The 20,867-nt window shown below is 59.6% G+C and carries 16 protein-coding genes; 13 read left to right on the top strand and 3 right to left on the bottom strand.

Features of this window, described 5'->3' with window-relative positions; genetic code table 11:
* Nucleotides 1-259: 259 nt before the first annotated feature.
* The 9 genes from ASU33_RS12125 to ASU33_RS12085 all read left to right on the top strand — a co-directional run bounded on the left by ASU33_RS12125 (nucleotide 260) and on the right by ASU33_RS12085 (nucleotide 14,448).
* On the top strand, nucleotides 260-2,734 hold the full coding sequence (locus ASU33_RS12125) for a TonB-dependent receptor (protein WP_078063086.1): 2,475 nt from the start codon (nucleotides 260-262) through the stop codon (nucleotides 2,732-2,734).
* 441 nt (nucleotides 2,735-3,175) lie between these two features.
* On the top strand, nucleotides 3,176-3,601 hold the full coding sequence (locus ASU33_RS12120; protein ID WP_059071106.1) for a carboxypeptidase regulatory-like domain-containing protein: 426 nt from the start codon (nucleotides 3,176-3,178) through the stop codon (nucleotides 3,599-3,601).
* A 170-nt stretch (nucleotides 3,602-3,771) separates the two neighbouring features.
* Nucleotides 3,772-4,428 carry a TIGR02117 family protein gene (locus tag ASU33_RS12115; RefSeq protein ID WP_160328182.1) on the top strand — a complete coding sequence of 219 codons (657 nt, stop codon included), beginning with the start codon at nucleotides 3,772-3,774 and terminating at the stop codon, nucleotides 4,426-4,428.
* 124 nt (nucleotides 4,429-4,552) lie between these two features.
* Nucleotides 4,553-7,099 (top strand): TonB-dependent receptor, encoded by a 2,547-nt coding sequence (locus ASU33_RS12110; RefSeq protein ID WP_078063085.1) that lies wholly within the window; start codon nucleotides 4,553-4,555, stop codon nucleotides 7,097-7,099.
* A 390-nt stretch (nucleotides 7,100-7,489) separates the two neighbouring features.
* Nucleotides 7,490-8,902: a histidine--tRNA ligase gene (hisS, locus tag ASU33_RS12105; RefSeq protein ID WP_059071103.1), complete on the top strand. Its 1,413-nt coding sequence runs from the start codon at nucleotides 7,490-7,492 to the stop codon at nucleotides 8,900-8,902.
* Nucleotides 8,903-9,409: 507 nt separating this feature from the next.
* Nucleotides 9,410-10,906, top strand: coding sequence for a histidine ammonia-lyase (gene hutH, locus ASU33_RS12100; protein ID WP_059071102.1), 1,497 nt, complete (start codon nucleotides 9,410-9,412; stop codon nucleotides 10,904-10,906).
* A gap of 34 nt (nucleotides 10,907-10,940) precedes the next feature.
* A complete protein-coding gene (locus ASU33_RS12095; protein ID WP_059071101.1) occupies nucleotides 10,941-12,929 on the top strand; it encodes a T9SS type B sorting domain-containing protein in 1,989 nt (662 codons plus the stop codon).
* A 123-nt stretch (nucleotides 12,930-13,052) separates the two neighbouring features.
* A complete protein-coding gene (locus tag ASU33_RS12090) occupies nucleotides 13,053-13,388 on the top strand; it encodes a YbaB/EbfC family nucleoid-associated protein (protein ID WP_059071100.1) in 336 nt (111 codons plus the stop codon).
* Nucleotides 13,378-14,448 (top strand): glycosyltransferase family 2 protein, encoded by a 1,071-nt coding sequence (locus tag ASU33_RS12085; protein ID WP_059071099.1) that lies wholly within the window; start codon nucleotides 13,378-13,380, stop codon nucleotides 14,446-14,448. The genes ASU33_RS12090 and ASU33_RS12085 overlap by 11 nt, the downstream gene beginning before the upstream one ends.
* Before the next feature lie 100 nt (nucleotides 14,449-14,548).
* Here ASU33_RS12085 and ASU33_RS12080 read toward each other — a convergent pair whose 3' ends face one another.
* Entirely contained in the window at nucleotides 14,549-14,767 is a 219-nt protein-coding gene (locus tag ASU33_RS12080) for a PspC domain-containing protein (RefSeq protein WP_059071098.1), read from the bottom strand.
* 150 nt (nucleotides 14,768-14,917) lie between these two features.
* Between ASU33_RS12080 and ASU33_RS12075 the strand changes: the two genes are divergently transcribed.
* The 3 genes from ASU33_RS12075 (at nucleotide 14,918) to ASU33_RS12065 (ending at nucleotide 18,319) form a co-directional block, all read left to right on the top strand.
* Nucleotides 14,918-16,732, top strand: coding sequence for a tetratricopeptide repeat protein (locus ASU33_RS12075; protein ID WP_059071097.1), 1,815 nt, complete (start codon nucleotides 14,918-14,920; stop codon nucleotides 16,730-16,732).
* A gap of 269 nt (nucleotides 16,733-17,001) precedes the next feature.
* Nucleotides 17,002-17,214, top strand: coding sequence for a hypothetical protein (locus ASU33_RS21285; protein WP_149867186.1), 213 nt, complete (start codon nucleotides 17,002-17,004; stop codon nucleotides 17,212-17,214).
* Between the two features lie 127 nt (nucleotides 17,215-17,341).
* Nucleotides 17,342-18,319: a pyruvate dehydrogenase complex E1 component subunit beta gene (locus ASU33_RS12065; RefSeq protein ID WP_059071095.1), complete on the top strand. Its 978-nt coding sequence runs from the start codon at nucleotides 17,342-17,344 to the stop codon at nucleotides 18,317-18,319.
* Nucleotides 18,320-18,385: 66 nt separating this feature from the next.
* Here the strand turns inward: ASU33_RS12065 and ASU33_RS12060 are convergent, their stop codons facing one another.
* On the bottom strand, nucleotides 18,386-19,786 hold the full coding sequence (locus tag ASU33_RS12060) for a hypothetical protein (protein ID WP_059071094.1): 1,401 nt from the start codon (nucleotides 19,784-19,786) through the stop codon (nucleotides 18,386-18,388).
* A gap of 64 nt (nucleotides 19,787-19,850) precedes the next feature.
* On the opposite strand from ASU33_RS12060, the gene ASU33_RS12055 reads away from it, so the two are divergent.
* Complete coding sequence (locus ASU33_RS12055; RefSeq protein ID WP_059071093.1) at nucleotides 19,851-20,405, top strand: DinB family protein; 555 nt, start codon at nucleotides 19,851-19,853, stop codon at nucleotides 20,403-20,405.
* Here the strand turns inward: ASU33_RS12055 and ASU33_RS12050 are convergent.
* The gene (locus ASU33_RS12050; protein WP_059071092.1) at nucleotides 20,402-20,857 is read right to left on the bottom strand and encodes an acyl-CoA thioesterase; all 456 of its coding nucleotides are present in this window, start codon (nucleotides 20,855-20,857) and stop codon (nucleotides 20,402-20,404) included. The genes ASU33_RS12055 and ASU33_RS12050 overlap by 4 nt on opposite strands.
* Nucleotides 20,858-20,867: the final 10 nt, after the last annotated feature.

Below are 20,867 nucleotides of genomic sequence, written 5' to 3'. Positions count from 1 at the left end.
TCGTATGCGTCTCCTTCCCTCCTTTCGCGCTTCAATCACCTATTCGTGCATAGGCACGCTATCTAGCCCAACCGGGGAGCAAGCTTCGGAAAAACAGCCTTGCTCCCCGGCCTAAGGGCCACCTGCCGCCCCTTTACTTACCTATTAGCGGATCTGATCCGCATTTTTTTCCGCCATGTACCTTGCTTAACAAGGTACATGTCAATGCAAAAGTAACTAAGCAGCGCTTGTGCTGCATCTCACCTCACCATTCAAGCCCATGTTTGCACTATACTCATCCAAAGCCCTGTGGTGCGCTCTTCCGGTAGCGGTTTGCACGTCGATGGCTGCTCAGGCCCAACAAACCCCTGGTTCGGTAGCCGGCACCTTGCTCGACAAAGCAAACAACCAGCCCCTGCCCTTTGCCAACGTGGTGCTGCTCCGCGCCCAAGATTCGACGCTGGTAACGGGTACCGCCACAACGGAAACCGGCCGCTTTAAGCTCGAGAAAGTTGCCCCGGGCACCTACGCCCTCCGCGCTACTGTGCTGGGTTATCAGCCACTGCGCCGTACGGTGACGGTTGGGTCTGCAGGCGGCGATGTTGACCTCGGCTCGGTGGCGCTGCAACCTACTACGCAGCAACTAAAGGGCGTGACGGTAACGGGTGAACGGGCTGCTGTGCAAGACAACCTGGATAAGAAGGTTATCAACGTAGAAAAAGATCTGACGAGCGTAGGTGGTACGGCTGTAAACGTGTTGCAAAACGTGCCTTCGGTGGCCGTTTCGCCCGATGGCACCGTGAGCATGCGCGGCAGCTCCAATATTACCATCCTGATCGACGGCAAACCCACTGGTGCTGCCAACGGCGGTGTGGGCAACCGACTGGAGCAAATTCCGGCTAGCAGCATCGAGAAAGTGGAGGTGGTAACAAACCCCTCGGCGCGTTATGATGCAGCTGGCGCGGGTGGCGTCATCAACATCATCCTGAAGAAACAAAAGAAAGACGGCTGGAATGGTCAGGCAACGGCCACCATTGGCACCCGCGACAAATACAACGGCAGCCTGAGCCTGAACCGCCGCGCCGGTAAGCTAAACATGTTTGCCTCGGCCGATGTGCGCGACATGGACTTCCGCTCGACGATGTGGATGGACCAGTACACCACCGTGGAGGGCTACTCGCTGCGCACTGCGCAGCAGGGCGGCAACCTGCGCCAAAACAAGACTTACAACGGCCGCCTGGGCTTCGATCTGAACCTGCCGGCCAACCAGAGCCTGACGGTGGCTTTCGAGCCGAACCTGAACCGCAGCCGGAACACCGGTTGGCAAGTAGCCAACCTTACCGATGCCGCTGGCACGCGCCGCATTGCCAGCACCCTAGGTGTGCGTGAAAATGTTGACAACCACGAGGCATCGGCCGATTACCGCCGCACTTGGGAACAGCACAAGGGCCGCGAGCTAACCGCCAACCTTGGTTATACATATTTGAGTGCCAACGTGGTAGTAGGCCAACGCAACACCGAAGGCACCGCTACCGACGACCTGCGCGAGTGGAAGCAGGACATAGGCGTGAACCTGCACGGCGTGGCAGGGCAAGTGGATTACACGCACCCCTTAGGTGAGAAAACGCGCCTCGATACCGGCCTGAAGGGCCAATGGCAAACCAACGAAGGCACCTACGATTTCATGCGCCAGGATGCCGAGGGCGAAGAGGCAAAGCGCGTAGCCGACCGCTCGTACGCTTATACCTTTAGCGAGTACACCCAGGCTGCCTATGCCACGTACCAAACCGAAGTAGGCAAATGGAGCGTGCAAGGTGGCCTACGCGCCGAATACACCAACACCAGCGGCTCCGTAAAGAACGGCCAGGGCCCCTTTAAGCTGGAGTACCTCAATTTGTTTCCGTCGGCTACGGTGGTGCGCACCCTGCCAACTGCCGACCAGCGCGTGCAACTGAGTTATTCGCGCCGCCTCAACCGCCCCAACTTCATGCAGTTGCTCGCCTTTCCGCTCTACCAGGATCAGCGCAGCTACCGCATCGGCGACCCCAGCCTGCGCCCCGAGTACATTAACGCGCTGGAGCTGGGCCACCAGATTACGCTGGGCCAGGCCAGCCTGAGCTCGACGCTGTTCTACCGCCAAACCAACAACGCCATCCAGCGCCTCACCAAAATCGATACGCTGGCCACTCGCCTCTACGGCAACGGCGCGGTAATCACGGGCCAGTACGCCGACAACTTTGGGCAGGCTTACAGCTACGGCGCCGAGGTATCCTGGAATCAGCCGCTGGCTAAATGGTGGCGCGTAACGGCCAACGGTTCGTTGTTCCAGACGAATGTAACGGCCGCCACCGGCAACGAATCGAGCCGCCGCACCGTGTCGGGCACGGCCCGCCTGATGAACTCCTTCAGCCCAACGCCCAAGCTCGATGTGCAGCTAACCGGCAACTACCGCGCGGCCGTGCTCACGTCGCAAGGCCGGGTGGCACCGGTAGGCTCAGTGGATATTGCCTTCCGTCATCGCCTTTTCAACGACAAAGCTGCGTTAACCCTGCGCGTGTCGGATATCTTCAACACCCAGCGCAACCGCGTAGAGGCCTTCGCCCAAACGCCCACTACCGATTACCGCGCCACCATGTACAACAAGTGGGAGTCGCGCGTCGGCTACCTAGGTTTCTCGTGGTACATGGGCAAAAACAAGCCGCCGAAAAAGATTGAGAACCAGCCGCAAGGTGGCGGTGGTGGCTTCGGCGGCTAACCAGCCCCACGCCGGCCCTCTATCCTTCTGAACAACGCGCCGCGGGGCTGCTTCTGGGAGGAAGCAGCCCCGCTGTTTGCCGGCTTAGCGCCCCTCCCTCTCACCCAATGATGTGGGCCCGCAGCCGAGCTGCTTTACGGCAGCATTATGGCAAGAATTTCCGAGGGGCAAAAACCTTGATTCTACGCTTAAAACGCACATTTTCAACTGCATCACATCATCGTGCGATTGATGCGCGCCTACTGGCCAAGCTACCTTTGTAACGTTAGTTCAGAGCAACCTAGGCGCCGGTTAAGCAACTGAAAACCAAAGCACCTGCTGCCCTAGGTCGCCTAGCCAACGGCTCGCCCTGAGCAACCTTTGGGCACCGGCACCAAGCAGTACCGCGGCTGCTCTCGCCTACCGCCCTCCTCAACACTGCAACTTCGACCAACTACTACTATGAAAACGACTGCTGCCTTCCGCTCCCTTCTTTCGGCCCTCGCCCTGATGCTGGCCCTGTACGCCACCGCCGCTGTTACCTCCCGAACAGGTCAGATAACAGGCACGGTGCTCGATGCGGGCACCAAAGAAAGCATACCGCAAGCCCACGTGGTGCTGCTCCGGGCCCGCGACAACGCCTACGTAGCCACAGCCACCACCGCCCCCGATGGCAGCTTCCGCTTCAAGAACTTGCCCTTCGGCCAGTACAAGCTCCGCACCACCATCCTGGGTTACCAAGAGCCACAATCGACGCTGAATGTAAATGCCTTGCAACCGCGCCTCAACCTAGGTAAGGTGCAGCTCGAGCCGGTGAATGTGCCCGCCGAGGATGCCCCGGTGGCAACAGCTAACTCATTGGGCGCTACGGCCCTCATCATGCACTAAGCTTTCTTCCTTTCTGAGCTATGGCCGAGCGGGGCCGCAGGTACAGTACCTGCGGCCCCGCTTTCGTTTGGGTTACCAGCTGCCGGTCCGCGGCATAAACATGTGCCCTAGGTACTGCGGCACCTAACCTTGTCCGTATGCGTTTCTGGCCCCGTACCCTCCGCCTGCTCATGTCCGCTTTCGTTGCCTTTGTGGTGCTGCTGATGTCCGGAACGCTGATTCCGCGCAACGCGGCGTTTCGGCAGACGCCCGATGGCGTGCCGATGTACGTGGTATCGAACGGCTTCCATACCGATTTGGTGTTGCCCATTCTTGAGCCCCGCACCCACACCAACTGGCTGCAGCGCACCGGCAACCCGGCTTTGCAAGCGCGTTTTGCGGGCTACGAGTACATAGCGTTTGGCTGGGGCAACGAGGCGTTTTACCTCGAGTCGTACGGCGGGCGCATGCCCAAGCTGGGCACCGTGCTGCGAGCCGTGCTGCCGGCCCGTACTCTGATGCACGTAGGCTTTTACCGCGGGGCACCTAGGCCGCGCGAGCGGGTGGTACCGCTGCGTATTTCGGTTGATGAGTACCGACAACTCACCAGCTACATCGAGCAATCCTTCCGGCCCGACTCGCTCGGCAATTGGGCACTGCGCAACGAAGCCGGTTACTCGCCCGACGATTTCTTTTTTCGGGCCAAGGGCCGCTACCATGCCTTGCGCACCTGCAACGACTGGACCAACCAAGGCCTGCACCGCGCCGGCATTCGGGCGGCCCTAAAGGCTCCGCTGGCTGCCTCGGTGCTGTACCAAGTGCGCCAGGCGGCCAAAAAAAGTGAGTAACGCGTGCAACACCTCGGGCGCGGCCGGGTCTTTGCTCGGTTTTTCGCCGCAGCGACAGAGCAGATATTTTAAACCTGCCGGGCTGTGGTGAGTTGTTGAGCCGTGCGTTGTCAATTCACTTTCAATGAGTTCAGCTTTTACTTCTTCTTCGCAACAGCTGCCTAGGCTGTTGCTCGTCATTTTATTGCTGTTGCCGCTGAGCGTGTGGGCTCAAACCACCGGCTCGGTAACGGGCACTTTGCTCGATGGCTCCAACGGCCAGCCGGTGCCTTTCGCCAACGTGGTGCTGCTTCGGGCCCAGGACTCGACCCTGGTGACGGGTGCCCAAACAGCCGACAACGGCGCGTTCAAAATCGAGGGCGTACCGTTTGGCAATTACTCGCTGCGCGTAACGCAGTTGGGCTACCGCCCAGCCCGCCGGCCCATTACGCTGTCGGCCGAGCAGGCTTCGTTGGCCCTAGGTCAGTTGCGCCTGCGCTCCACCACGCAGCAGCTGAAGGGCGTAACCGTAACGGGCGAACGGGCCATTGTGCAGGACAACCTCGACAAGAAGGTCATCAACGTATCGAAGGACCTGAGCACCGTGGGCGGCACCGCCGTGGACGTGCTGCAGAACGTGCCCTCGGTAAACGTGGACCAGAACGGCTCGGTGTCGCTGCGCGGCTCGCAAAACGTAACCATCTACATCGACGGCAAACCCACCGGCGCTGCTGGTGGCGGCCGCGCCGTCAACCTCGATCAGATTCCAGCCTCGCAAATTGAGAGCGTAGAAATCGTAACGAACCCCTCGGCTCGCTACGATGCCGAAGGCTCGGGTGGTATCCTGAACATTGTGCTGAAAAAAGAGCAGCGCAACGGCCTCAACGGCTCTGTTACGCTGAACGCCGGCACCCGCGACAAGTACAACGGCTCGGTGGCCCTGAACCTGCGCCAAGGCAAGTTCAACTTCTTCGGCAACTACGACGCCCGCTACGACAACCGTTTCACGCGCCGCAACCTCGATCAGGTAAGCCTGCTGCGGGGCCGCCTCGAAGGCGACTCCACCATTCTGCTCACGCAGCGCGGCCGCGGCGACCGTACCGGCATTTCGCACAGCGGCCGCTTTGGGTTCGATTACACCATTACGCCGCAGCAAACTATTACGCTGTCGGTGCAGCCGCGCCTGAACACCTCAGAGTCGTTTGAAACCCTGAACGCCAACCGCACCTACGCCCCCACCGGCGCCGACCGCGGCTCGTTTATTCGCCGCAACGAATCGGATGGCCGCAGCCGCTCTACCGACTTTACTTTGGACTACCGCCGTACCTGGGCCGGTCAAAAGCGCCGCGAGCTGACGGCCATGGCCGTGTTTACGCCCATCCGCAGCGAAAACACCACCGATTCGCGCCTCGACTCGCTGCAAGTCCGCCGCCTGCCCGCGCAGCCGCAGCTGCAGCAGCAGAGCAGCGACAACCGCCTCGACCAAGGCTCAGTCCAGATCGACTACGTGCACCCCCTAGGTGAAAAAGGCCGCCTCGATGCTGGCCTGAAGAGCACCATGCGCCGCACCGATGCCGATTTTCAGTTCTTGCTGGGCCTATCGGATGTGCTGCCGCTCACCTTCGACCCCAGCCGCTCCAACCGCTTTAAGTACGACGAATACATCCAGGCGGCTTACCTCACGTACCAAAACGTGCGCGGCAAGCTGAACTACCAGGCCGGCCTGCGCGCCGAGCAAACCAACGCCGAAGGCCGTCAGTACAATACGGCACCCGCGCCCGGTGGCCAGCCGTTCCCGGCCCAGTTCCGCCGCAGTTACCTAGGGCTGTTTCCTTCGCTCACGTTGGCATACGACGTTTCGCCCTCGCAGCGGGTACAGGCCAGCTACTCGCGCCGCCTCAACCGCCCCGATGTCAACAGCCTTAACCCCTTCATTGATTACTCCGACCCGCTGAACTACCAGCAAGGCAACCCCTACTTGCTGCCCGAGTACATCAACGCTTCGGAGCTGGGTTACCAGTGGTTTAAGGGCCGCACCAGCCTTACGGGCACGGCGTTCTACCGCTACTCCACGGGCGTGGTGCAGCGCCTGCGCGAGCTCGACGCCGAAACGGGCATCACCACCACGCGCCCGCAAAACATCTCAAACAGCCGCTCCTACGGCGTAGAGGCTTCGCTTGCGCAGCCTTTGGCTAAGTGGTGGCGCGTGTCGCTCAACGGCTCGGCTTTCCGCAACGTAATTGCGGCCAGTACCGGCACCGAGCTCGACAACAAGAACTTCGCCTACACCGGCCGCCTGAACTCGGTATTCACCCCCATCAAATCACTCGATTTGCAGGTGTCGGCGTTCTACCGCTCGCGCACCGTTACCACGCAGGGCTCGTTCGGCCAGATTTTCTCCACCGAGCTCGGCGCTAAGTACAGCGTGCTGAAAGACCGCGGCGCCATCACGCTGCGCGTATCGGACTTGTTTAACACCCAGGAGTTTAACATCAAGTTCCGCGGCCCCAACTTCAGCAGCGAAAACCAGTTCAAGCGCGAAACCCGCGTGGGCTTCATCGGCTTTACCTACCGTTTCGGCCAAGCGCCCGGCGAGGGTGGCCCGCAGCGCGGCCGTGGTCGTGGCCGTGGCGAGCAACAACAGCAGCCGCAGCAGGATGATAACCTAGGCGGCGGCGATTTCGGCGGTTAAACCCAAAATGAACGTCATGTTTAGTCTGCCGAACCGAAGGAAGGCGTTAGCCAAGCATCTCCACCGCTTCGTCGCAGACCAAACTGAACGTCATGTCGAGCTGCAGGCGAGACATCTCGCTTGCTGACTTTCGGTAGTAATTACTATCCGGCGAGATGCTTCGCTTTGCTCTGCATGACGACCCAGGAAGCAACTGCCTTTGCCGTAGAGATGCTTGGCTAACGCCTTCCTTCGGTTCGGCAGACTAAACATGACGTTCGAAGAATAGCTAATAATTGAAGAGGCCGGTTCTGCTTGCAGAGCCGGCCTCTTGTCTTTTCGGACATCAAACTCGGCCCTCTCCGACCTAGGCAGTACCTTCGCGGCCACATTTCCGCATTCACCTCTCGAATGAGCGCTCAGAAACCCAGCATTCCCCGCGGTACCCGCGACTTTGGTCCTCAGCAGGTAGCCCGGCGCAACTATATCTTCGGCACCATCCGCCGCGTGTTTGAAAAGTTTGGCTACGCGCCCCTCGAAACGCCCACCATGGAAAACCTGTCGGTGCTGACGGGTAAGTACGGCGAAGAGGGCGACCAGCTGCTGTTCAAAATTCTGAACTCGGGCGACTTCGCTAAGGATGTTACGGCTGAGGATTTGGCCGCCGGCGCCAAAAAGGTGCTGCCCAAAGTAGCCGAGAAAGGCTTGCGCTACGACCTCACGGTGCCCTTCGCGCGCTACGTAGTGATGAACCGAAACCTGCTCACACTGCCTTTCAAGCGTTACCAGATTCAGCCGGTGTGGCGCGCCGACCGCCCGCAGCGCGGCCGCTACCGCGAGTTTGTGCAGTGCGATGCCGACGTGGTGGGCACAACCTCGCTGCTCTGCGAAGCCGAGATTGTGCTGATGATCGACGAGGTGCTGTCGACCCTAGGTCTGACGGACTTCACCATCAAAATCAACCACCGCGGGGTGCTCTCCGGCATTTACCAAGCCCTAGGTGGCGTGGGCTCCGAGCCGGATTTGTTCGTGGCTATCGATAAGCTCGACAAGATTGGCGTGGAGGGCGTAAGCAACGAGCTGCGCCAGCGCGGCTTCACCGACGAAGCCATCGAAAAGGTATTTAACTACCTCGAAGTGGACGGCTCGTTCGAGGAGAAGCTCACCCAACTGCGCACCGCCTTCGGCGCCGATGGCGTGTTGGCCGATGCCACTGCTGGCCCCGCCAAAGGCCTCACCGACCTAGAGCAGGTGCAGGGCTACCTGCAGGATTTTGGCTTCGAGAACTTCCAACGCCTCGATTTCGACGTGACGCTGGCCCGCGGCCTGAGCTACTACACCGGTTGCATCTTCGAGGTGAAGGTGAACAACGTGCAGATGGGTAGCATTTCGGGCGGCGGCCGCTACGATAACCTCACCGGCGCCTTTGGCATGCCGGGCCTCTCGGGCGTAGGCTTCTCCTTCGGCGTCGACCGCATTTACGACGTGCTTGAAGAGTTGCAACTGTTCCCTGAAGGTGCCGTTTCGGCGCCCCTGTGCCTTATTGCCAACTTCGACCAAGAGGGCCGCGCCACCGTACTGCCGCTGCTGCGCCAAATGCGCAACGCCGGCTTGGCCGCCGAGCTTTACCCCGAGGTATCGAAGCTGAAAAAACAGTTTGAGTACGCCGACAAGCGCGGTATTCGATACATGCTGCTGGCCGGCCCCGATGAGCGCGCCGCTGGCTTGGTAAAGCTCCGCGACATGCGCGCCGGCACCGAAGTTACTCTGCCATCTGGCGAGGTAATCAGCCGGCTGTTGGAACTCAGTGCTGAGCAACGCTAATCTTTTGCCGAACTGCTTTTATCAACTGCCCGCCGAGCCCTCGGCGGGCAGTTGTGCTTTTGGTACCTAGGGTTTGCTCATTGCGTTTCTGTCAGAGGCCTTAGCCTAAGGACCTAATCAGGTGAGGCCGTCATACTGAACTTGTCGAAGTACCACTACCGCTTCGGCTGGCGCTGCCCTAGCTCGTCATGCAGAGGCGGTAGCCGAAGCATCTCGCTGGATAGTATTATAATATCCTACGTCAGCACGCGAGATGTCTCGCCAAGCTCGACATGACGTTCTGGGAGAAGCGGTAGAGATGCTTCGACGGGGCTCAGCATGAAGCCCAGGCGTGATTAGGTTCTTCGCTGTGCGTACGCCAGATGAAGGATGACAGAAAGGTAGAACCGGTCCTGCTCCTGCTAGTCATTCAACAAACTTCTCAGCCCCCGAAAGGTGGCAATTTTCGGGCAAACAAGTAGCTTCCGGCTTTGCTAGCTCCACCCACTAGCTAGGCTTTACCCACCCATGCCCGACACGTTTCATCTCAACCCGGCTACTTACCTCGACCTCAACACCCTCGAACAGGTAATTCAGCAAAAGCATACCGTTGCGCTCAGCGACGACGCCCGCCAACGCATCGAGCATTGCCACCGCTACCTGCACCAGCGTTTGGCGCAATCCGATGCGCCGGTGTACGGCATCAACACGGGGTTTGGGGCGCTCTGCAACACCAGCATTTCGCCCGCCGACCGCAGTCAGCTGCAGCAAAACCTGATGATGTCGCACGCGTGCGGCACCGGCGCCGAAGTGCCCGCCGAGTTGGTGCGCCTGATGCTGCTGCTGAAAGCCCAAAGCCTCAGCTACGGGCACAGCGGCGTGCAAGTGGCCACCGTGCAGCGCCTGCTCGATTTCTACAACCGTGGCATTGTGCCGGTGGTGTATCAGCAAGGCTCCCTAGGTGCCAGCGGCGACTTAGCCCCCCTCGCCCACCTGTGCTTGCCCCTGATTGGCCTCGGCGAAGTGCTGTTTGAGGGGTACCGCCTGGCCGCAGCCGATGCCATGCATTTGTTCAGCTGGCAGCCCATTGCGTTGCAAGCCAAAGAGGGCTTGGCTCTGCTGAACGGCACTCAGTTTATGCTGGCCTACGCCGTGCACACCACCTTGCGCGCCCGCCGCTTGCTGCACGCCGCCGATGTAATCGGGGCTATTTCGCTGGAGGCGTTTGATGGCCGCCCCGATCCGTTTGATGAGCGCCTGCACCGCATTCGGCCACACGCAGGGCAAGTGGCTGCGGCGCGGCACATTCGGGAATTGCTGCACGGCAGCGAGCTACAAGTGCGCCCCAAAACCGCTGTGCAAGACCCCTATTCCTTCCGCTGCATGCCGCAGGTGCACGGCGCCTCGCGCGATGCGGTGCAGCACGTAAGCCAAGTGGTCGAAACCGAGTGCAACGCCGTTACCGATAACCCCAACATCTTCCCCGAGAGCGACGCCATTCTGTCGGGCGGTAACTTCCATGGCCAGCCGCTGGCCTTAGCCCTCGATTACTTGGCCATTGCCGTGGCCGAACTAGGCTCGATTTCGGAGCGGCGCACCTATCAGCTCATCAGCGGGCAGCGCGATTTGCCGCCCTTCCTGGTGGCCGAGCCCGGCTTGAACTCCGGCCTGATGATTCCGCAGTACACGGCTGCCAGCATCGTCAGCCAAAGCAAGCAGCTGTGCACGCCCGCTTCGGTGGATAGCATTGTGAGCAGCAACGGCCAGGAAGACCACGTGAGCATGGGCTCCAACGCCGCCACCAAAGCCCTGCGCGTGCTCGAGAACACCGAGCAGGTGCTTGGCATTGAATTACTAAATGCCGTGCAAGCCCTGCAGTTCCGCCGGCCGGCGCGCAGCTCGGCTGCCCTCGAGCAAGTGGTAGAAGCGTTTCAGGAGCAAGTTCGCTTTGTGGCAACCGACCGCGTATTGTATCCGTCGCTACACAAAGCGGCCGAGTTTGTACGTACCTACCAGTGGGCCTAAGCCACGGCGCGCACCTTGGCGTTATTTTGCGCAAATGAAATATGAAAACGGGCGTTTGGGCGTTGGGGCGAGCATGATGCTGCGTTGCACGCTGTTGGGCTTGTTGCTGGTGCTGAACTTAGGCTCGGCACTGGCGCAAGTGTGCTCCAACGACGCCTTTGGTCCCACCGCTTGCTTTCGGGTGTACGACGATGCCACCGGCCAACTGCTCGATGTGCCCGGTCAGCCCGTTACGGTGCTCTGCGCCGGCTCGCGCATCCGGCTGCGCGACTGCAGCGGCCAAAACTACCCGCGGCAAAACATCCGGTACATCTTCGATTGCTTTTCGACGACCAACACCAACCTCGATACCTTAACCACCCGCACTGTGCCCAACACGCCGGGCACGCTCATTATTCAGCAGAACACGCCCAACCCCGGCGGCCCGGGCTACCCTACGGGCACGGGCCAGCTGTTTTCACGGCGGTTTGAGGTGCGCGCCCGCCCGCAGCCCGATTTTACGTTTGCGTACTGCGGTACGGCTCGTACGCAGGTGCAAATCACTGTACTGCAGCCTCAAGCCAACGTGCAGTACGAGGTGCAAGTAGGCAGTGGCCCGCGCCAGCCGGTTACGCAACCCACCGCGGTGTACGCAGCTACGCCCGGCGCCACTACCATTACGGTATTTGGCAACTACCGCGACGCCCGCATTTGCGAAGGTGCCACAACCAAGCCCTACCCCGTGCAGGCGGCGCCCCAAAGCCCGGTGTTGCAGCGCTTGGTCGTGCAAGGCGCCACGCTGGAGTTTGGCTTTGCCGCGTTGCAGCCTGAGTACCGCTACGTGCTCGAGCAAGATGGCAGCAGCATAACCACCTTACCGACCGGTAGCACCACCTTTTCGCTGGCCAACGGTGCCCTAGGTAGCTGCTACCGCTTACGCCTTACCGATGCCTGCGGCAGCTTATCGTTGCCCTCGGCGCAGCTTTGCCCGGTTAGCCTTGCGGCTACGTCGGCCAATGGGCAAAACCAGCTGAGTTGGGTGCAGCCGCCCGGCAGCAACGTTACCGATTATCAAATCAGCCGCAACGGGCAGGTGCTGACCACCGTGCCCGCTACCACTACGGCTTATACCGATGCGGCCGTAACCTGCGGCCAAACGTACCGCTACCAAATTACGGCGCGCACCGCCAACGGCACCTCGCTCTCGGATACGCGCACGGTGCAAACCAGCGTGGGCCAAGCGGCCGCACCGCCGCAGCTTTCGGTGTCCATCGCGCTTGATAATACCGTGGAGGTAACCACGCTCGGGCCGGCCCTAGGTACCGGCAGCCGATTGCAGCTGCGCCGCTTTGTGGGCAGTGCTGCGCCTCAGTTGTTGCCGCCTGCCCAGCAACTGCCCGTTACCGATCAGCCCGGCGCGGCTTCGCCCGAGCGTATTCCGTGCTATACCGGCGTGCTGATTGATGAGTGCGGCACTACCTCAGCCGAAGGCCCCGCGGCGTGCCCTCCTACCCTAGGTGCCCAAGCCGCCGATGCCGATGGCAACCAGGTGCGCCTGCGCTGGACGGAGCCATCCGGCCAAGGTACCGGCTGGACGTACCGCCTCATTACCCTCGATGCCAACAACCGCGAGCTGCGCAACCAGCCCGTCAGCGGCACTGCCTACCTCGACACCCAACCTCCCACCGAGCGCCAAGTGTTGCGCTACCGCCTGGCCGCTACCAGTAACGGCCGCACCGTGTACAGCAACATAGCCGCCGTAAGCCGCCGCGTAGTGGTGGTGGTGCCCAATGCCTTCAGCCCCAATGCCGACGGCCTGAACGATGTACTGGAGGTAAAAGGCCGGTTCCTGAGCACCTTCAACTTCACCATCTTCGACCGCAACGGCGTAGTGGTGTTCCGCGGCACCGACCGCACACAAACGTGGGACGGTCGTGTGCGGGGCGTGGTGGCCGCGCCGCAGGTTTTTTCGTTTCAGTTCGAAGCCATCGACGAAACCGGCCAACGCGTGGTGCAACACGGCACTATTACGCTACTCAGGTAGAGCCACTCACAGGCGGCTACTTGCGCCCTTAGCCGTACTTTTGGCGCCGCTGTGTGCGCTAGGTTTATTGCTTAGCAGCACAGCCATTCTTTGTCAACTAACAACCAACAACATACCTCGCTTATGTTTGATATGATGGGCATGATGGGTCGTTTCAAAGACCTGCAAGAGAAAGTAAAACAAGCCCAGGAGGAGCTGAAGAACATTACGGCTACGGCTGAGGCCGGCGGCGGAATGGTACGCGCTACTGCCAACGGCAAGCGCCAGTTGCTGAAGCTCGAAATCGACGAAACACTGCTCTCGCCGCAGGATAAGGACATGGTGGCCGACCTGGTGGTGGCTGCCGTGAACAAGGTGATGGACGAGGTGAATGAGAAGTCGAAAGAGCACATGAAGCAGCGCACCAGCGGCCTGCTGCCCAACATTCCCGGTCTCGATTTAAGCGGCTTTGGCTTATAACACCCCAGTTGATAGCGGCTACAACGCCTCCGATGTAGCCGTAGTCATCCTGAATTGGAACGGGCAGCGCTGGCTGGAGCAGTTTCTCCCGTCGGTGCTGGCCCACTCCGACAATGCCCGCGTGGTGGTGGCCGACAACGCCTCTTCCGATAACTCGGTAGCTTGGCTGGCCACGCACTACCCGCAGGTGCAATTACTGCAGCACGCCCAAAACCTAGGCTTTTGCCAGGGCTACAACCATGCCCTAGGTCTGCTGCCTCGCTACAAGTACTACGTGCTGCTCAACTCCGATGTGGAGGTAACAGCCGGTTGGCTGCGGCCTTTGCGCGAACTGCTCGAAAGCAACCCCGAAGCTGCCGCCGTGCAGCCTAAAATAAGGGCCTACAACGCCCGCGCCGAGTTTGAGTACGCCGGGGCGGCCGGTGGCTACCTCGATCGGCTGGGGTATCCCTTTTGCCGTGGCCGTTTATTCGATACCCTCGAAACCGACCTAGGCCAGTACAACGACCCGCGCCAAGTAGCCTGGGCCACCGGTGCTTGCATGATGGTGCGTGCGGCCGCCTGGCACGCACAGCAAGGCTTGGAGCCCGAGTTTTTCGCGCACATGGAGGAAATTGACCTCTGCTGGCGCCTCTGGAACGCGGGCCACGAGGTATGGTACCACGGCGCTAGCATGGTGTACCACGTGGGCGGCGGCACCTTGCACAAGTCAAACCCACGCAAAACCTACCTCAACTTCCGCAACGGCTTGGCTTTGTTGTACAAGAACTTAGCCCCGGGCGAGTTGTGGCCTACCCTGCTCACCCGCCTTGCACTCGATTATGTGGCTGCCGCGCAAATGCTAATCAAAGGCAACACCGCCGATGCCGTAGCCATCGTGCGGGCGCATCGACACTTTTTCGGGAAGCTGCGCTACTGGCGCGAAAGGCGCAAGCTGGCCAGGCCGCACTTGCCCGCTGCCCAACGGCCTGGCACCTACCTGGGCAGCTTGGTCTGGGCCTATTTCGGCCAAGGCAAACGGCGTTTTTCGGAGCTAAAATTCAACCAACACCAACCCTAGGTAGGCATGGCAGCCGGAAAAAAGAACAGGTCGGCAACCGGGGTTGCCGACCTGTTTTGCTATGGAACCAAGGGCCTAATTGCCCTGCATGCTTTGCCGATTACAGATCCCACACGGTGCTGCGCTGGCGGCGCATGGCCCGGCGTACGTTCATCCAAAAGGCCAGGGCGAAGTACAGCACAATGGGCGAGCCGAACGTGAAGAACGATGCATACACGAAGGATAACCGCACGCTGCTGGTCGAAAAGCCCAGTTTATTGCCCAGGGAGCTGCACACCCCGAAGCTTTGCTGCTCAATAAAGTCAGTGATTCGTTTCATAGCTGGGTGATGATCAAGGCAGTTCAGACGATAATATAACTTGCGGCGAGCCAAGCGTCAAGCAAAGCAGCAGTAAATTTTGCTGATGCTATGTCCAAAAAAAGGCTAATTGCGTTAAGGGTGCTGATTTTGCCGTCTGAATTTAGCTGCATGAACGTTTCGCGCGCCGCGCTTCTACGCCTACTTCCGGTCGTTACGGCCGCTACACTGCCTGCTTGTACGCTGCCACGCATGTTGCGGGTTGCGCAAGAGGGTCAACAAGTTCAGGTACGCCCGCCCGTACTCGAGGCCAACGGCGAAAACGTGCTGGCCGAGCTGGAAGTACGCGTACCGGCCAAGCACCTGCACAAGGGAGCCGTGTACGAGCTGCCCCTGCGCTACCGCTATGATAATGGCCTGCGCGAAGACACCGCCGGCACCGTGCGCTTTTTGGTGGGCGAATTTGTGTACGACGAGCAAGACCGCAATTTCGTTGTTGTCAAAAAGCCCATCTCATTTCCTTACGAGCCGCGCAAAAACCCTGGCCAGTTGGTAACGATGCCGCAGGTACGCCGGCTCAAGCCAGGCGGCAAAGTGCTGAAAGCCGGAAAGGAACTGATGGTAGCGCGCGGCGTAGTGTTGCCCAGCCGCTTGGTGGTGCGCGAAGTTGAGCGCGTAACCTACCTGCCCGAAGAAGCCAGCTTGGAAGGCGGCGGCACCCGCGTGTTGCCTTTCTTCTTCGATGAAGGCCAAAGCGCAATCCGTAATTACCTTGGCACCAACGTTGCCGCCCTGGAAGAGTTTATCGAAGCCAATCAGCAAACCCAGAAGGTGATGATCGTGGCTGGCCACTCGCCCGATTCGCTCGACTCCCACGATTCGCGCCTGCCCGAAAAGCGCGTGCAGGCCCTGATGCGCTATTATAAACGCCGGCTCGATAACAACTCGTACCTGAACTCCCTGAGCTCGGTTAAGTTCGAAACCCAGACCTACCGGCGCCGCTGGGATTTGTTTCTGAGCAAAGTGCAGGCTTCGGCCCTGCAGCCCGAGCAGATCGATTCGGTGGTGAGCATCATCAACGACTCGCGCGGCACGTGGGCCCAAAAGGAAAAGCAGCTGCATACGCTGTCGTTCTTCGATTACATCGAGCAGTACGTGTACCCCGTGATGCGCTTCGGCACCGTGGCCGTGCGCTACACGGCTCCGCAGCGCCTGCAGTCCGAGATTTACATCCTTTCGAAGAAGATTGTAGAAAAAGAGCTCGAAGCCGATGCCCTTACGCCCGAGGAGTTGCGCTATTCGGCCACACTAACACCGTTGCTGGCCGAAAAGCAGCGCATCTACGAAACCGCCGTAGCTACTTCGGGCCGCTGGGAGGCCTACCACAACCTAGCCGTGGTACTGCTCGAACGCTCCGAAAAAGAGGTAAGCGACAAAGTGCGCCGCGCCTACCAACGCCGGGCAGCAACCAACTTTACTCTGGCAGCGCACCGCAACCCTACGGCTACCATGTTCTACCACGTAGCCACGGCCTGGCACCGCGCCGGCGACCGGCTGGAGGCCCTGCAGAACTACGATTACGCCATTAAGCTAGGCGGCTCCAAGCCTATTCTCGACAAAGTCTTTGCCGACAAAGCCGCCTTGGAAATCGAAATTGGGCAGACTGATGACGCCATCCGCAGCTTGAGCTACAGCGACAAGTCGTACCAGAATGTCATGAACCGCGCCCTCATCTACCTAACCAAGGAGAACTACGACGGCGCCGCGCAGATTTACCAAGAAGCGCTCAACCTCAAGCCCAATGATCCTATGGCCTATTACTGCCTTGCCGTTGTCGCCGCCCGGGCTCAGCGCGAAGGCGACGTAGGCCAGTACCTGCGCCGCGCTGTGCAACTCGACCGCACCTTCGCCCAGCGCGCAGTGGAAGACCTAGAGTTCCGCAGCTACGCCGGTAGCAAAACGTTTGTAGAGGCGCTGCGGCAGTAGGCAACAGTATGTTCATTCGCAAAGGTGATTTGCGTTGAACTTGTACTACCATCTGACGAGCATACAGCTAGAACTGTCGCATGAAGAGAAGTGCCACACTTGGTCTACTTATATTTGGGATGAGTAGCTTTTGCTTCAAAACACAGAGAAGTAATATAGGCAACGTACAACAAGATAGCTGTCAGGAAAAGTGGCAGTACATAGAAAGTGGTGCCTTGCACAAAGGGAAGGTGTTGTTTCACGCCTCCACTAATAACCTATGCGGTCTTATGGCTACTGCCGCTGTAATGCTGATCAAAACTGATCAGCTGGATACTATTCGCGTTTTGCAGCTTTGTTACTTAGGAGAGCCATTTCCTGAAGGCGCTGCCGTGGCGATGCAACCAATCAAACAGCCTGACTTTCCTGTTTCTTTTCCGACTGACCCTGGCAATTGTACCGTAAAAACAACCTGCTATGGAGTGGTCGAACGAATACCCTAATAGGATTATGTGTCGGCCTTAGGCAACTACGTTTGCCCACTCCCGCCTATCATTGTAGCTTTACGGGCCGGTTCCTCGCGAGCCGGCCTTTTTTCATTGACCCGACTTTTTCTTTCCTGACATCTACATGCGGACGATCCAATTCCGGGAAGCCCTGCGCGAAGCAATGTCCGAGGAAATGCGCCGCGACGCGAGCGTATTCCTGATGGGCGAAGAGGTAGCCGAATACAACGGCGCCTACAAAGTAAGCCAAGGCATGCTCGACGAGTTTGGCCCCGAGCGCGTTATCGACACCCCTATTGCCGAGCTTGGTTTTGCTGGCATTGGTGTGGGCGCGGCCATGAACGGCCTCAAGCCGATCATTGAGTTCATGACCTTCAACTTCTCGCTTGTGGCCATCGACCAGGTCATCAACTCGGCGGCGAAGATGATGTCGATGTCGGGCGGCCAGTACACGGTGCCGATTGTGTTCCGCGGCCCAACGGGTAACGCCGGTATGCTGTCGTCGCAGCACTCGCAGAACTTCGAGAACTGGTACGCCAATACCCCCGGCCTGAAAGTAGTAGTTCCCTCGAACCCCTACGACGCGAAGGGTTTGCTGAAGTCGGCCATCCGTGATGCTGACCCCGTGATTTTCATGGAGTCGGAGCTGATGTACGGCGACAAAGGCGAGGTGCCCGAAGAGGAATACCTGATTGAGATTGGCAAGGCCAACGTGGTGCGCCAAGGCAAGCACGTAACCATCGTGTCGTTCGGCAAGATGATGAAGGTGGCCCTAGGTGCCGCCGACGAGCTGGCCAAAGACGGCATCGAGGCCGAAGTAATCGACCTGCGCTCGGTACGCCCCATCGACTACGCTACGCTGGTGGAGTCGGTGAAAAAGACCAACCGCATGGTGGTGGTAGAAGAAGCCTGGCCGCTGGCCAGCATCAGCTCGGAGCTGGCCTACCATGTGCAGCGCTACGCCTTCGACTACCTCGACGCGCCGATCCGCCGCATCACCTCGGCCGACGTGCCCCTGCCCTACGCTCCTACGCTCATCGAGGCCGCACTGCCCAATGTAGCCCGCACGGTGAAGGCAGTGAAGGAAGTCCTCTACCGTTAAGCCACGAGCCCAATTGCTCTTTGATCATCACAAAAGCCACCGGATTGCCCCGGTGGCTTTTTGTGTTTACCCGGTTATCTGCTGCCCGGGCCGTGCGAGGTTACTCTCGAGCTGCCGAACAAAGGCGAAAGCAAACCCGACCAGCATCAATACGCATACTGCTAAAAGCAGCCACCGCTTGTTGCTGCTGCGCACCCAGCTTAACAGTTGGTGCCCCTCGAAGCAAACCGCACCTAGCAGCAGCAGATGCAACGGCATTAAGTAGCGGCACTCCATTGCGGTGGGTATTGTGGCCAGGCACGGCAACGACACCGCTGCCAGTACCAACGTTTGCTGCTTTGTGGGTCTTTTTTGCAGCCCGCATATCGTTAAGGCTGCCAAGCCTAAAGCCAGCAAAACAAAATTGATTGATCGGTAGCCCCAGCGCATCGGCTGTAACTCCTGCAGGTACGGCGTGGGGTATTTCACATCGAAGCCACTAACCAAATGCCGGGCATAGATGCCGGCTACGGTGGCTGGTTGGTAGCCCACCGCTTGCAGGTAACTGCCTATTGTGGTAAACTCGGTTTGGCCTAGGTGGCGGAGCAAGGCTTGGCCTGCCGGATCGAAGTAGAGCACCTGCGCGGCGTGGTGCTGCGGGCCTATGTTGGTTTCGTACTTCTGCACGGCCAAGCTCCAGCCTAGCTTGTCAACCAAGGCGTTGTGCTCGTCGCGGGGGCTGTACATCGTCAGGACGAGCGGCGTGTAGGCGCCGAAGTGCCGCACATTCAGTAGTAGCTGCGGCCCCAATACAACGCACAGCCCTAGTACCAGCGAACCAGCCCGTACAGCCCGCCTACCTAGCCCAACGCCCTGCCCCCACATTGCCAACACCAGCACAACAGGTAGTGCCGTTACATACACCCCTCTGAGGTTGAGGCAAACCCCTGTCAGCGCGCCAGCTAATAGCATCTGCCAGCCACGAGGCGCGGGTTGCAACAACAGCCACAACGCCGCTAGCAGAGCCAGCAGAGCCGGAAAATCGGTGAGCGGGAAGTTGAAGTAATCGCGCCAGAACACAAACCCTAGGGCAACAAACAGCAGCTTCGCCTTCACGCTTGCCGGATGATCGGGCCTGCATTTGGCCCACACCGCGGGCACAGCCCAGCCAAACAGCCCGGCAGCTACCAATCCGCCCATTAGCCGGGTAAAAACCAACGGTGAAATGCCGCTAAAGAATGCAGTTACCCTTGCAGGCAGTAGCAGTAACGGCCACAAATACCCTCGTAAGGAGTTATCGAAGGCCAAAAAGCTGAAGCGGTGGCCCGGCTCCAGAAACTCTACTGCGATGTACCAGTACAGCAGCGCGTCGTGGTAGAGGTGTTGGTACCCCGAAAACGGCAAATATCCTAGGTATAGCAGGAGCGTAGCCAGCACAGGCAGCAGGCGGCGGTGCGCTTCGGATAAGTGCGGAATATGCGGTAACATTGAGCGCAAAGGTGGGCGGTAAACTGATTATGCCTGCTGTATTGCCTTCTTGTTTGATTGCCGCATGAACCATCGCCTACACCTCCGCTTCGAGCAACTCGAACACGCCACCGAAAAGCTGCTGCGAGCGGCCGAATCCTTAGGCGAGCAAGCTTACCAAGCACCGGCGCCGGGGCAATGGTCGGCGGCACACGTGGTGCATCACTTGCTGTCGTCGGAGGCAGCTATTGGGCAGTACCTGCAGCAGAAGCTCCGCGAACAAAGCCAGCTGACCAACGGCACCCTAGGTATGCGTTTGCGGGCAGGACTGCTGCGCCTGTTGCTACGTTTGCCGGGCATCAAGTTTAAGGCCCCGGGCCGGGTGGCGGCGCTTACGCCCGCGGCCGCCACCGATTTGCCCGCGCTGGCCGACATGCGTGCGCAGTGGATGGCCAGCCGCCGGCAGCTCGAAAACCTACTCAACGAGTTTCCCGATCAGCTTGTAAACCGCGCCATCTTCAAGCATCCGCGGGTGGGCATGCTCACCATTCAGCAGACGCTCGACTTTCTGCTCGACCACGTGCTGCACCATCAGCAACAACTGGGGCGCATCAGCAAAATGCTGCGGACGGTGGCCTAAGAACCAGCTTTGGGGCTGCGCTCGATTTCGGCATACGAGCTGTGCCGATCGAGCTTGCTCAGGGCTTCGGCCAGCTCGGCTGGTGGCGTAGCAAGCTTGCGCTGGCGCAAATCGAGCCAGGCACCATCGACGGTAATAATGGCCGACTCGCGCCCATCGGCTTTGTAGATGGTATGTACGATGCGCCAGCGGCTGCCATCGGCGCTGAGGCCAGCCAGTTCGGCACCTACCTTGATCGTTTCGTTCGGGCTGATTTCCTTGAGAAAACGCGTGTCTTCGCGAAACAGAATAGGGCCAATGCCCAGCTTGGCAAACTTAGCCAGCGGAAAACCAGCATCCTCCAGAAAATCGAGGCGCAGTTGGGCAGCGTAATCGTTGTAGGCCGAGTGGCGCATGTGGCCGTTGGGGTCGAGGTCGGCCCAACGAATGGGGTATTGCTTGTGGTATTGCATATAAGGCAAG

It is taken from the genome of Solirubrum puertoriconensis (assembly GCF_001483135.1).
GTDB lineage: Bacteria > Bacteroidota > Bacteroidia > Cytophagales > Hymenobacteraceae > Solirubrum > Solirubrum puertoriconensis.
The sequence above is the reverse complement of the archived record's forward strand: the minus strand, read 5'-3'. Positions and strand labels throughout refer to the sequence as shown.

Excerpts from the sequence above, each read along its gene's own strand:
- ASU33_RS12050 (WP_059071092.1), bottom strand. The coding sequence starts at position 20,857 with ATGCAATACCACAAGCAATACCCCATTCGTTGGGCCGACCTCGACCCC.
- hisS (WP_059071103.1), top strand. The coding sequence starts at position 7,490 with ATGAGCGCTCAGAAACCCAGCATTCCCCGCGGTACCCGCGACTTTGGT.
- ASU33_RS12115 (WP_160328182.1), top strand. The coding sequence starts at position 3,772 with ATGTCCGCTTTCGTTGCCTTTGTGGTGCTGCTGATGTCCGGAACGCTG.
- ASU33_RS12090 (WP_059071100.1), top strand. The coding sequence starts at position 13,053 with ATGTTTGATATGATGGGCATGATGGGTCGTTTCAAAGACCTGCAAGAG.
- ASU33_RS12080 (WP_059071098.1), bottom strand. The coding sequence starts at position 14,767 with ATGAAACGAATCACTGACTTTATTGAGCAGCAAAGCTTCGGGGTGTGC.
- ASU33_RS12120 (WP_059071106.1), top strand. The coding sequence starts at position 3,176 with ATGAAAACGACTGCTGCCTTCCGCTCCCTTCTTTCGGCCCTCGCCCTG.
- ASU33_RS12110 (WP_078063085.1), top strand. The coding sequence starts at position 4,553 with ATGAGTTCAGCTTTTACTTCTTCTTCGCAACAGCTGCCTAGGCTGTTG.
- hutH (WP_059071102.1), top strand. The coding sequence starts at position 9,410 with ATGCCCGACACGTTTCATCTCAACCCGGCTACTTACCTCGACCTCAAC.
- ASU33_RS12095 (WP_059071101.1), top strand. The coding sequence starts at position 10,941 with ATGAAATATGAAAACGGGCGTTTGGGCGTTGGGGCGAGCATGATGCTG.
- ASU33_RS12055 (WP_059071093.1), top strand. The coding sequence starts at position 19,851 with ATGAACCATCGCCTACACCTCCGCTTCGAGCAACTCGAACACGCCACC.
- ASU33_RS12125 (WP_078063086.1), top strand. The coding sequence starts at position 260 with ATGTTTGCACTATACTCATCCAAAGCCCTGTGGTGCGCTCTTCCGGTA.
- ASU33_RS21285 (WP_149867186.1), top strand. The coding sequence starts at position 17,002 with ATGGCTACTGCCGCTGTAATGCTGATCAAAACTGATCAGCTGGATACT.
- ASU33_RS12060 (WP_059071094.1), bottom strand. The coding sequence starts at position 19,786 with ATGTTACCGCATATTCCGCACTTATCCGAAGCGCACCGCCGCCTGCTG.
- ASU33_RS12075 (WP_059071097.1), top strand. The coding sequence starts at position 14,918 with ATGAACGTTTCGCGCGCCGCGCTTCTACGCCTACTTCCGGTCGTTACG.
- ASU33_RS12065 (WP_059071095.1), top strand. The coding sequence starts at position 17,342 with ATGCGGACGATCCAATTCCGGGAAGCCCTGCGCGAAGCAATGTCCGAG.